The sequence below is a fragment of the Rhizobium laguerreae genome, from assembly GCF_019778565.1.
Classification (GTDB): Bacteria; Pseudomonadota; Alphaproteobacteria; order Rhizobiales; family Rhizobiaceae; genus Rhizobium; species Rhizobium laguerreae.
The window spans coordinates 1-11742 of the sequence record NZ_JAAXQT010000006.1 but is presented as its reverse complement, the minus strand read 5'-3'; the positions used below and the strand labels follow the sequence as shown (position 1 = coordinate 11742).

At 62.3% G+C, this 11742-nt stretch carries 14 protein-coding genes; 6 read left to right on the top strand and 8 right to left on the bottom strand.

The genetic code is table 11. The features are described from left to right. Positions 1-9: 9 nt before the first annotated feature. From HFO71_RS18805 to HFO71_RS18785, 5 genes are all read right to left on the bottom strand, one after another. Positions 10-2292: a PAS domain-containing hybrid sensor histidine kinase/response regulator gene (locus HFO71_RS18805; RefSeq protein WP_077977374.1), complete on the bottom strand. Its 2283-nt coding sequence runs from the start codon at positions 2290-2292 to the stop codon at positions 10-12. A 55-nt stretch (positions 2293-2347) separates the two neighbouring features. Next, positions 2348-2851: a signal peptidase II gene (gene lspA / locus HFO71_RS18800; RefSeq protein WP_077977375.1), complete on the bottom strand. Its 504-nt coding sequence runs from the start codon at positions 2849-2851 to the stop codon at positions 2348-2350. Next, positions 2848-3708, bottom strand: coding sequence for a TrmH family RNA methyltransferase (locus tag HFO71_RS18795; protein ID WP_168337735.1), 861 nt, complete (start codon positions 3706-3708; stop codon positions 2848-2850). Before HFO71_RS18795 ends, lspA begins: the two co-directional genes overlap by 4 nt. Further along, entirely contained in the window at positions 3705-4802 is a 1098-nt protein-coding gene (locus HFO71_RS18790; protein WP_132610817.1) for a class I SAM-dependent methyltransferase, read from the bottom strand. The genes HFO71_RS18795 and HFO71_RS18790 overlap by 4 nt, the downstream gene beginning before the upstream one ends. A 186-nt stretch (positions 4803-4988) precedes the next feature. After that, complete coding sequence (locus HFO71_RS18785; protein ID WP_132610815.1) at positions 4989-5579, bottom strand: NUDIX hydrolase; 591 nt, start codon at positions 5577-5579, stop codon at positions 4989-4991. Positions 5580-5703: 124 nt separating this feature from the next. Between HFO71_RS18785 and HFO71_RS18780 the strand changes: the two genes are divergently transcribed. After that, on the top strand, positions 5704-6159 hold the full coding sequence (locus tag HFO71_RS18780) for an SRPBCC family protein (RefSeq protein WP_131661829.1): 456 nt from the start codon (positions 5704-5706) through the stop codon (positions 6157-6159). Positions 6160-6196: 37 nt separating this feature from the next. Continuing rightward, the gene (locus tag HFO71_RS18775; protein ID WP_077977380.1) at positions 6197-6631 is read left to right on the top strand and encodes a GNAT family N-acetyltransferase; all 435 of its coding nucleotides are present in this window, start codon (positions 6197-6199) and stop codon (positions 6629-6631) included. A 38-nt stretch (positions 6632-6669) separates the two neighbouring features. Here the strand turns inward: HFO71_RS18775 and HFO71_RS18770 are convergent, their stop codons facing one another. The 3 genes from HFO71_RS18770 to sppA all read right to left on the bottom strand — a co-directional run bounded on the left by HFO71_RS18770 (position 6670) and on the right by sppA (position 8442). Further along, positions 6670-7002, bottom strand: coding sequence for a LapA family protein (locus tag HFO71_RS18770; RefSeq protein ID WP_017958728.1), 333 nt, complete (start codon positions 7000-7002; stop codon positions 6670-6672). A gap of 160 nt (positions 7003-7162) precedes the next feature. Continuing rightward, positions 7163-7462 (bottom strand): integration host factor subunit beta, encoded by a 300-nt coding sequence (locus HFO71_RS18765; protein WP_003544934.1) that lies wholly within the window; start codon positions 7460-7462, stop codon positions 7163-7165. A gap of 29 nt (positions 7463-7491) precedes the next feature. Continuing rightward, entirely contained in the window at positions 7492-8442 is a 951-nt protein-coding gene (sppA, locus tag HFO71_RS18760) for a signal peptide peptidase SppA (RefSeq protein WP_221988257.1), read from the bottom strand. Between the two features lie 225 nt (positions 8443-8667). Here sppA and lptC point away from each other — a divergent pair, with 225 nt between their 5' ends. From lptC to HFO71_RS18740, 4 genes are all read left to right on the top strand, one after another. Further along, entirely contained in the window at positions 8668-9333 is a 666-nt protein-coding gene (gene lptC, locus HFO71_RS18755) for an LPS export ABC transporter periplasmic protein LptC (protein WP_131639893.1), read from the top strand. A 15-nt stretch (positions 9334-9348) separates the two neighbouring features. Then, the gene (locus HFO71_RS18750) at positions 9349-9987 is read left to right on the top strand and encodes an LptA/OstA family protein (RefSeq protein WP_017958731.1); all 639 of its coding nucleotides are present in this window, start codon (positions 9349-9351) and stop codon (positions 9985-9987) included. A gap of 40 nt (positions 9988-10027) precedes the next feature. Further along, positions 10028-10804 carry an LPS export ABC transporter ATP-binding protein gene (gene lptB / locus HFO71_RS18745; protein WP_003556077.1) on the top strand — a complete coding sequence of 259 codons (777 nt, stop codon included), beginning with the start codon at positions 10028-10030 and terminating at the stop codon, positions 10802-10804. Between the two features lie 173 nt (positions 10805-10977). Next, positions 10978-11742, top strand: a 765-nt coding sequence (locus HFO71_RS18740; protein WP_478385035.1) for an RNA polymerase factor sigma-54, incomplete at its 3' end; no start/stop codon positions are given.

The following is an 11742-nucleotide window of genomic DNA, read 5'->3' as shown; positions in this document are numbered from 1 at the left end:
CTGAGGCGCTCACCGCGCCTCTGCCCGGCGGGCGGAAAGGGCGGCAACCGCCTGAACTTCGGTCAGCAGCCGCACCGGATCGACCGGCTTTATCATGACGCGATTGGCGCCGTTGAGCAAGACTTGGCGGCGTGATTCGTCGCTCTTGTCGGCGGTCAGTACGATCACCGGCACCGGCGCGAGATCGAGCCGCCGCTCGTGGCCGCGCAGGCGTCCTAGCATGTCGATACCGTTGCCGCCAGGCATCGAGAGATCGCTGATGATGATATCGGGCCGGGCATTGGCGTCGCAGAGCGCACAGTCGAGCAGTGTCTCGAAATCTTCGACATGGCGCACCTTGTGCCCGCCCTTTTCCAGAACGACACGCACCAGCATGGCATTGATCGGATCGTCTTCGCCGAGCAGGATGCTGAGCCCGCTGGCGGCAACCAGCGTCTCCGCCACCGAAAGCCCGAAACCCGGCTGGTTGTCGTTCAGCGCGTCGCGCTTCTCCATGCCGCGCATGCGCCCGCGCAGCACGTCGATCAGCGACTGTTCGCGCAGCGGCCGGATCAGCCAGGCATCGAAGAGGTCAAGCGGATGGGCGCTACGCTCTTCCGGATTGACGAGCAGGACCTTGCGCAAACCGAGTGCTGCGATTTCGGCGCGATCGGCAAGATGAGCGGAAAATTCCGCCGACATCCGATGGTCGATGATGATGTCGGTCGACCGCCGTCCGCCCTTCGCCAGTTCGAGCAGCGTTGCCCGCGCCATCTCGCCGTCGCCGACGAGATGGCAGAGACCGCCGAGCGCAGTGATCGTTTCGGCGATGGCAGTGCGCGCCGCACCTGCCGGCGCCAGCAGTACGACACTGTTGCCGGCAAGCAGCGTGTTTCGTCGGTCGGGGCGCTCGCTGCCGATATCGACAGGGAAGCGGATGGTGAATTCGCTGCCTCTGCCCATTTCGCTGGCAACCGTCAGCGCGCCGTTGAATTCGCGCATGATGCGGGCGGAGATGGCAAGGCCGAGCCCGGTCCCGCTGCTCTTGTCGGCAACGCTCCCGCCCTGCTCGAACTCGCCGAAGACGCGCGCCTGCTCCTCCGCCGTCATGCCGGGACCGCTATCGGTGACGGTGATCAGCAAGTCGCCGGCGTCGAGCGACACGCGGATGAAGACGCCGCCGACCTGGGTGAACTTCACGGCATTGCCGATGACGTTGAAGAGGACCTGGCGCAGCCGCGCCGGATCGAAGCTCATATTTTCGGGCACGTCGGATGACACGGTGGCGCCGATCTCGATGCCCTTTTCATGCGCCCGGTGGGCGAGCATCTCGACGACGCTTTCCAGCAGCTTGCGCAGCGATTCCGAGCGCGGGTGCAGCGCGAAGCGGCCGACTTCGATGGTGGAGAAGTCGAGCAGATCCTCGACGAGCTGCGTCAAGGCGTGGCCGGACTGGCGGATGTTTGCGAGATAGTTCTGCTGCTCCTGCGTCAGCCGCGTCTCGGCGATCAGATGCGTCATGCCGAGGATGCCGGAAAGCGGCGTGCGCACCTCGTGGCTGACGGTGGCAAGCAGCCTCGATTTGGCGGCGCTGTTATACTCGGCCTTCTGGCGAGCCTCCTCGCGGCCCTGTGCGATCAGCCGCTCGTCGGTCACGTCGCGGGCAATGCTCTGCAGCAGCAGGCGGCCGTTTGCCGGGTCGCGGGTGACGACATCGCGCCAGAGGAAGATGCGCTGACCCTCCGGCGTCGAAATCTCGACGTCGTAGCAATGCGGTACCGGGCCGGGGCGGAAGGCAATCCCGATCTCCTCGCAGGTGCGTCCTTCCGGACGCAGCCGCCCGGTCAGGCGGCTAAAAGTATCGTTGGCGGAGATGATACGCCGGTCCATGGTGCGACTGACCGTGATGTCGCCGAGCACGTCGTGCACGTCGGCGAACAGCTTTACGCCGGCGTTCCAATCCGGCATGGGTTGACCGGGGCGTTGCCCGGCCTTGCGCGAGCGAACCATCAGCAGGGCATAACTGGCGATGACGGCCAGGCCAAGGATGACGAGACCGCCCGAAAGCAGCAGCGGATCGCCGGCATGGGCAAGCAGCATCAGGATCGTTGCGGCAAGAAGGCCGGCGCCGCCAAGCCAATAGAACAGCAGGCGCCGTGTCGGTGCAGGCCCGCCCTGGCGGTCATCGGCGCCCCGGGGGGTCGCTGCGATGGGCCGTTGGGAAACGACCTCCATCCGCTTCTCATGCGGCTTGGCGGCGGGTCCACCGAAGGCGGCGGACAATCTTTCCTGCAACTGTCCCAGGTTCTGCATGCTATCTGACTAACATGAGGCCCGTTCCGAATGCCTTCAGGATTTCGATAAGATTTTAGCGGCTGGCCTTTTTCGGCAGCAGCAGTTCGTCGAGAATGACGCAGCCGGCCCCGATGGTGATGAAACTGTCGGCGAGATTGAAGACCGCGAAGGACCAGCTCTCGGTGTAGAAAAGAATGTAATCGATCACATGCCCATAGGCGAAGCGGTCGACGAGATTGCCGATCGCGCCTGCGATGATCAGCGCATAACCGAGATGAGCGATCCAGCGATCCTTTGCCGTGCGGTACCACAGCCAGATGACGAAGGCGACGATGACGAGCCGCATGCCGACGATGAACCAGCCATCCATGCCTGATAGCATCGAAAAGGCGACGCCGAGATTGTAGGTGCGGTAGAGCGCCAGCATCGGAATAACGGGCACCGCCTCCTGCAGCGGCAGGTAATGATCAACGGCGATCTTGACGGCCTGGTCGATCAGAACGGCGACGACGATGAAGAAGAGGATCGGCGCCGGGCGCGAAAACAGCGCCGGGCGTGCATGCGTCTGTTCGGTCATTTGCCCTCGGCAAGTGAGAGGAGATGGCGGCGTGCCTCGAAAAGCATGACGGCGGTGGCGACGGCGAGGTTCAGTGAATCGGCGCGGCCCTGCTGCGGAATGCGGGCAAGCGCGTCGGCCTCCCTGGCCAACTGCTCGGGCAGGCCGGATTGTTCGTTGCCCATCAACAGCACGACGGGCTTTTTCCGGTAGTCGATCGTCCGGTAATCGACCGCGCCGGCAAGATGCGTCGCGACGACGGAAACGCCGGCCGATTTCCGCCAGGCAATGAATTCCTCAGGCGTCGCCCGCGCCACAGGAACGGCAAAGACCGAGCCCATGGTCGCCCGCACCGTTTCGAGCGAGAAGGGATCGGTCGTTTCTCCGAGAAGTATGATGCCGGAAGCGCCTGCCGCATCGGCCGTGCGGATGATGGTGCCGAGATTGCCGGGGTCGCGTACCCGATCGAGCGCCACCCATGTCTCGCCCTCGCTCGGTCGGATACCCTTCAGCGGCGTCCAGCGCTGTTCAAAGATGCCGACGACCATCTGTGGATTGTCGCGGCGGGTGATCGAGGCGATCACCTTTTCGCTGACCTCGAGCACCAGCCCGCCCGAGGCGACGGTCTTTGCCGCCATCTGCTCGACCAGCGGCTTGCCCTTGGCGCCCTTGGCATAGACCAGCGTGCGGATCGCCCAGCCGAGTTCGATCGCATCGATGACGAGCTTCAGCCCTTCGGCCAGGAAAGTACCGCTTTCCTCGCGAGACTTCTTGTTCGTCAGCGCCTTGATATCCTTGATGATCGGATTGGCGAGCGAAGTGACTTCCTTCACCTGTCCGACCCTGCGCGGTCCCTGATCGTGGAAGTCCTTGCTCATTTCGGTACCCAGCGGGAAAAGAGGGAGGTGGAAAGCGCGCGGCCCTGCGTCTTGCCGTCGGTGCCGGCTTCGCGAATCACCAACTCGCCGGATTCGACCACACCGCCGGCGCCCCGCATCGTCTCGCGCATAAGCTCGTGGATCGAATAGAAGCTGGCGCGGATCGAATAGGCCGTCAGCACCAGGCCCACCGCCTTCGGCGACAGGATCTCGCGGCAGACATCGAGCATCAACGGCAGATGCTCGAAGAGATGCCAGACTTCGCCATTGGGGCCACGGCCGAATTTCGGCGGATCGGTGAGGATGATATCGTACTGGCTGCCGCGGCGTTCCTCGCGCAGGATGAATTTCATCGCATCCTCGCAGATCCAGCGGATCGGCAGCTTCTCCATACGCCCGAGCGCCTGGTTTTCCCGCGCCCAGCCGATCGCCTTCTTCGAGGCGTCGACATGGGTGACCTCGGCGCCGGCTGCGGCGGCAACCAGCGAGGCGACGCCGGTATAACCGAAGAGGTTCAGCACTTTCAGCGGCCGGCCGGCCTTTTCGACCTCATCCTTCATCCAGCTCCAGTGGACGATCTGTTCGGGGAAGACGCCGACATGGCGGAAGGAGGTGAAGCGGCCGAGGAAATCGACGCCGAGCAGATTGAGCGGCCAGGTCTCGCCGAGCGCCTCCTTCGGGAAACGCCAGCGGCCGGTGCCTTCCTCGTCGGTGTCGCCGGTGAAGGCGGCATCGACCTTTTCCCAGACTTGGGACGCCAGAGAAGGCCGCCACAGCGCCTGGGCTTCCGGACGGATGATGCGATAGGGGCCGTATTGCTCGAGCTTTTCGCCGTTGCCGCTGTCGATCAGATGGAAGTCGCCGGCCCCGAGCGATTCGAGGATGACGGGCACGCGCTCGGTCGGGCGCTCGCCGCTGCGTATCATTAGAGGACGCGCGACGGCGGCCGGCACGGCAGCCTCGCGCACCGCCTCACGGGTTGCAGCGGGCCGCGCGACCGGCTTCGGCGGCCGGCCTGCCCGATCGTCCCTGCGGCTTTCACCGGAAGGACCTGATGTTTTCTTCTGGCCCGGCCGGCCTTCTCTCTGTTTCAACGTGCTCTTCCGCGTCTCTGTCGGGGTGTCTTATCGGCTTTACGTCGGCTGCAGGCCCGCGCGTCTTTTGAAACGCGCAAAGCGCGCTGCGGCACTTTGAATATGCAGTAGCCCAGAAAAGCGGGGCGGATCAACTGCGCTGCCGGCCAGCCCGGGCAAGCGGACAGGGTTTTCCCGGCGCGGCGCCTATTTCAAGTCCTCGGAGGCCTGTGTGCGAAGCCAGCTTTCCGCCGCATAGAGGGCTGCCACATGCATAGACTGCATGATGACCGCGCCGGACTGCAGCTCGGCGAGGATGGCAGCAAGATCCGCAAACAGCAGCTCGACCTTCTCGCCGGGGTCGAAAGACGGTTCGCCGGCCCGGCTGAGACCAAGCGCCAGCCAGCTCGTCACCATATTGCTCTGGCTGGCGGCATTCGGATAGGAGGTCAGCAGCTTGACGAAGGTCGAGGCTTCATAGCCGGTCTCTTCCCGGAGTTCGCGCTGGGCAGCCGCCATCGCCGCATCGCCGGTCTTGCTGTCGCCGGGTTCGAGGCTGCCGGCGACCAGACCGAGCACGATCTCGCCGCGGCCGTGCCGATATTCCCGTGTCAGCAGCACGCGCCCGTCAGGCATCACGGGGATGACGTTGATCCAGTCGGGATAGTCGAGCACATGGAAGGGCGCGACGACGGTTCCATCGGCGGTGATGCAATCGTCGCTCCGGACGCGGATCCAGCGATCCTCATAGGTGATGCGGCTTGCCGTCACGCTCCAGGGCTTCAGTTCGTCGTTCATCGGCCCATCCCTATGTGTGTCAGATGTGTGTCAGATCGCAACCCGGCAGATAACATTCCGTGCCGCCTTGGCAAAGCGCTTTCCCGCTGGGATAAGATGAGCGAATCGAAGATGGGGCCATCGAATGGATTTCACCGGCGAAGAACGCATCGCCGCGCCGCGGGACGTCGTCTGGGCAGCGCTCAACGATCCCGAGATCATGCGCGGCTGCATTCCGGGCTGCCAGAGCATCGAGCGGCTGTCGCCGAGTGCTTTCGAGGCGACGATCAAGGTCAAGTTCAGCCTGCTGTCTGCCACCTTCCACGGGCTGCTGACGCTTTCCAATGTCGATGCGCCGAAGAGCTATACGCTATCGGCCGAAGGCAAGGGCGGTCTTGCCGGCTTCGCCAGGGGCAGCGCCGATATCGTGCTTGAGGAAAGGGGCGCCGAGACGATCCTGCACTACCGGTCGAAGGCTGAACTCGGCGGCAGGCTCGCCCAGCTCGGCGCCCGCCTGCTCGATTCGACCTCGCAGAAGCTCGCCGAAGGGTTCTTTTCGGATTTCAATGCCGCCGTCGTCGCGAAAATGGCGGCCGATTAGGCTTGGCGCGGGCGGAGGGTTTGTTTAAATCGGCACCATAATGTGGACCATCAGGCCGCCGCGGGCGGAAGACCAGGACGTGCTTGCGGAGATTTACCTTTCCGTGCGCCGCGAAACATTCGTCTGGGTCGATCCGGGCAAATTCCATCGCGAGGATTTCGCCGCCCATACCAATGGCGAAACGGTCTTCGTCTGCGCGCATGAAAGCGGCAGCGTCGCCGGCTTCCTGTCGCTTTGGCCGGAGGACGATTTCATCCACATGCTCTACCTAAAACCGGAATTCCAGGGTCAGGGCGCAGGCACGGCGCTGCTGCACGCCCTGCCGGAATGGCCGCAGCACCGGTATCGGCTGAAGTGCCTGGTGAAGAACCGGCGGGCAAAGGCGTTCTACCTCGCCCACGGTTTCCGCGTGACCGGCAACGGCGCGTCGCCGGAGGGCGACTATGAGGAACTGAGCTTTTTTCCGGTTTGACGGCCGCCGAACCCGAGCCAATCGAATATTGACCAGTTTTACCGCGCCGGCAGCTGCCCGGCAATTTCTTCTGCGCGGTTCTTGTGGCGGTCGGCCTCGCTTTGCCAACGGATGGCTTCCTTGGCCTCGGTGCGGGCGCGCTTGCGGTGTTTGCCCTGGCTGAACCAGGTGGCGGCCGCCCCGATCAGCATGCCCGTGATCAGCGCGACGACGAGGAAGACGAAGAAGGGCGCGGAAACTGCAAGCACCTGGTCTTCCGGCCGGAACGGATTGAAGGCGAGCGTGACGCTCTGCCGGTTGGCGACGCAGAAGACGATGAGGATGACGCCGAGCGGCAGCAAAATCAACAGGTTGACGATCTTCTTGGCCATTTGAGGTCTCCACGCGGCAGATTGCGCCGGTCTTTTTGAAAGGCGCGTTTCATGCTTGCAGCGCTATGTGTCCTTGTAGGACACGCGAAGCACGATGCGTTACCAGAATAGGAAAACGGCCCTCGAGTTCAAGTGCGGTTTCGCCGCAGGCAGCGACGGCTCAATCCTCTTCGTCGGCCTGGCCGGGATTAAGCCGCTCGCGCAGCTCCTTGCCGGTCTTGAAGAAGGGAACCCACTTCTCCTCGACGAAGACGGTATCGCCGGTCCGCGGGTTGCGGCCGGAGCGCGAAGGGCGGTTCTTGACCGAAAAGGCGCCAAAGCCGCGCAATTCGACTCGGTTACCCGCAGCCAGTGCATCCGTGATCTCGTCGAGAACCGCGTTGACGATATTCTCGACGTCGCGATGATAGAGATGCGGGTTGCGTGCCGCAACAATCTGCACCAATTCGGACTTGATCACTTTCGCCCCCTTAAATTATTGATTTCTTATCAATCGTGGCCAACCTGCCAAACTGAAAGCAGCCCGTCAAGAAGCAACTTTGGGGGCAGGATTCCATTGATATCCTGGGTTTTCATGAGATCACCATAACCGAAGATCGTAATCAACCGCCAAACAGCCCCAGCGAGCAGAAAGGGCGTATTGCTCTTCTTGTCCCAGTCTACCATCGGCAGATCGCTGTCGACGCCGCGTGACGTCAGATAGGCGCGGATCTCAGCCTCGCCGCCGATTGTATCGACGAGTTTCGCCTTCAGCGCCTGGCGCCCGGTGTAGATCGTGCCGTCGGCCAGTTTCAGCACCTCGTCGCGCGGCAGCTTGCGCCGGTCGGCGACCAGGTCGACGAACCAGTTATAGCTGTCGACCACCATGTTGCGGATCATCGCCTTGGCTTCCTCGCTCGCCTCGTGGAAGGGCGAGGGCTCGGCCTTCAGCGGCGAGGACTTGATCTCCTGCAGCGAGACGCCGATTTTGTCGAGCAGCGGCTGGATCTGCGGATACTGGAAGATGACGCCGATCGAACCGGTGATCGAGCTATCACCGGCAATGATCGTATCGCCGGCGGTGGCGATCATGTAGCCGGCGGAGGCGGCGAGCGTGCGCACGTCGGAGACGACAGGCTTCTTGGCTGATATCGCACGGATCGCCTTGAAGACTTTTTCGCCGCCATAGGTCGTGCCGCCGGGCGAGGAGATCGAAATCACCGCTGCCTTCACCTGGTCGCTGGTCTCGACCTTCTTCAGCCGCTCAAGAAGTTCGTCGTCATCGACGATCAGCCCGGATATCGTCACATGGGCGATGTGCGGGCGCTGCGTCCCGGCATCGCCGAGAGCAAAGCGGTAGAAGGCGAAACCAAGTGCCACGATGAGGGCCACCGCGATGAGGCGCCAGAAGCCCAGCTTGCGGCGCAACCGCCGGCGATCCGCGATGATCGAACTGTCCATAGAAACCTCCAGCGCTGGCACCGGCTTCGGCATGCCGCCGATGGATCCGGTGAAATAGAGTGGCAGCGGCCCGTACGAATGCCACTTTTAAATGTTTTTCCGTTTTGTTGCTTGTTGCAGAAAAAATTCCATATTGGCAAGCCAATGTAATAATGCGAAACGAACTGTGATTGGCGGCCGGCTTTGTTATCGAAGCGCGGCGATCACCGCACATGGACGAGGCCTATGCTCGATACCCTGAAGAACAACGGACATGCCGCCTATTCAGGGTCCGGCAGGAGCGCTTATGGCGATGCGTTGTTCCATTCCGCCCGCGTGCGGCGGCTGAAGATATTGCTGCCTGTGGCAGCCCTCATCATCGCGGCGAGCCTCACCACGGTGGCGTTGGTCAGCATCTATCTGCCCGAGAACATCAAGATGGAAGGCGCCAAGATCGAGAACGGCAAGGTCGTGATGGAAAAGCCGGCGATATCAGGCCGCAATTCCGACGGCATCAATTATTCGATGCTGGCCGAAAGGGCGCTGCAGGATATCCGCAATCCCGATCTCATCACCCTCGAGACCATCAAGGCCGCCGTGCCGATGAATGACGGCCTGATCGCCCGCGTCGTCGCCTCTACCGCCGATTACAACCGCGCCACCGACAATCTGCATATGACGGCTCCCTTCACCCTGGTGCTGAGCAGCGGCCTCAATGCGAATTTCCAGTCCGCGCAGCTCGACATCAAGGGCGGAAACATGCGGAGCGACGACCCCGTCACCATCACCAAGGACAATGCCTCCATTGTTGCGAAGACGCTTCAGATAACCGATAAGGGGCGGGTGATCACATTCGAGGGGAATGTTCGCATGAATGTCGATCCATCCACCATCCATAAACAGGGCACTTAACCAGCCGGGTCATCCATGACAAAAGATTGTCGCATTTCCACTTGCAAGACAGGCATGGCATTCATTGCCGGCGCATTTGCCCTTATTCTGACGGCCACGGGCGCCGGCGCGCAGGCGACGGCCACGATGCCGGGCATGAAGCTGTCCAACGACCAGCCGATCCAGATCGAAAGCGACAAGCTGGAGATCCACGACCAGGAACACACCGCGCTCTTCACCGGAAACGTCAAGGTCGTCCAGGGCACGACGACGATGCAGTCCGGCAAGATGACCGTCTATTACAAGGACAAGGCGGCAAAGCCGGCTGCTGACGGCGCGCAGCCTGCAGCGCAGCCGGAACAGTCGGCCTCGCTTGCATCGGGAAGTGCTGATATCGACAAGATCCTGGTGACGGACAAGGTCTTTTTGAGCTCGGGCACGCAGACGGCGACCGCCGATGACGGCAATTTCGACATGGCCTCGCAGACATTCATCCTCACAGCGGATGAGGGGAATAAAGTTATTCTGTCGGACGGGCCGAACGTCTTTACCGGCTGCAAACTGACGGTTCACATGCAGACCGGTCAGGCGCAGCTTGAAAGCTGCGGCGGGCGTGTCCAGATTCAGCTCGATCCGAAATCGCAGCCGAATGCGCAGCAGCAGAAGCAGAACTGAGAAGCCGGCCTCCCACGTGAAATTATCATCGCTATCCACCATGTTCGGCAAGCCCGGGCCACAAGCTGCGGGCGCCGCCGACAAGAGCCGCTATCAGGGAACGCTGATCGCACGGGGTCTGACGAAGACCTATGCGACGCGGCGCGTCGTCAACGGCGTCTCGCTGGTGGTGCGCCGTGGCGAGGCCGTCGGCCTGCTCGGCCCGAACGGCGCCGGCAAGACCACCTGTTTTTACATGATCACCGGCCTGGTGCCCGTCGATGAAGGCACGATCGAGATCGACGGCAACGATGTCACGACCATGCCGATGTACCGCCGCTCGCGTCTCGGCGTCGGTTATCTGCCGCAGGAAGCCTCGATCTTCCGCGGCCTGACGGTGGAGGAGAATATCCGCGCCGTCCTCGAAGTGCATGTGAAGGACAAGGCCGAGCGCGAGCAGAAGCTGAACGAGCTGCTGGAAGAATTCCATATCCAGAAGCTGCGCAAAAGTGCCGCCGTCGCCCTGTCCGGCGGTGAGCGCCGCCGCCTCGAAATCGCGCGTGCGCTTGCGACCGACCCGACCTTCATGCTGCTCGACGAGCCCTTTGCCGGCGTCGACCCGATCTCGGTCGCCGACATCCAGAATCTCGTTCACCACCTGACGGCACGCGGCATCGGCGTTCTCATCACCGACCACAATGTGCGCGAGACGCTGGGCCTTATCGACCGCGCCTACATCATCCATGCCGGTGAGGTGCTGACCCATGGCCGGGCAAACGACATCGTCAACAATCCGGAAGTGCGCCGGCTCTACCTCGGCGACAATTTCAGCCTCTGACCCCGGATCGGGATGATTTTAGGCCGGATCGGCAGAAATTCACCGTGCCGTCATAGTTCCGCTTGACCAAATACAATAAAAAAGCAATTTTTGGGCCAACTTGGATTTCCGTGGCCTGAAGCCTTGATCGGACGCGGTTTCCCGGAGGAATCGAGGGGAGTTTCGCGTCCGTCATGGCACTGTCCGCCAATCTTTTCCTGCGCCAGACCCAGTCCCTGGTGATGACACCGCAACTGATGCAATCCATCCAGTTGCTGCAGATGACTCATTTCGAACTCAACCAGTTCATCGCCCTGGAAGTGGAGAAGAACCCGCTGCTCGAATTTCCGTCGAATGACGGCGAGGCGGGCGGCGAACGCGGCGATGCCGAAGATGGAGAATATGCTCATCAGCCTGAGGATGCCGGCTCCGACGATGGCTATGACAACCGCGCCGAGGCGCTCTCCAGCGACTGGTATGACAATGGCGGCAGCGCCAGCACCAGTCGGCTGAACGACGAACTCGACGCCAATTACACCAATGTCTTTCCTGATGACGGAGCCCCGCAGCGCCTCGATGCGCCGGAACTCGTCAGCCAGTGGAAGTCGATGCCGGGCAGCGGTGAGGGCGCCGACTACGATCTCGACGATTTCGTCGCCGGTCAGGTGTCGCTGCGCGATCATCTCGCCCAGCAGATCCCCTTCGTCCTGCCTGACATGGCCGACCGGTTGATCGCGCAGAATTTCGTCGACCAGCTCGACGACTGCGGTTATCTGCAGGCCGATATCGTCGAGGCGGGCGAGAGGCTGGGCACGAGCCTCGCACAGGCCGAGCGCGTGCTTGCCACCCTGCAGAGCCTTGATCCGCCAGGTGTTTTCGCCCGTAGCCTCGCCGAATGCCTGGCGATCCAGCTCAGGCAGAAGGACCGGTACGACCCGGCCATGCAGGCTCTGGTCGAA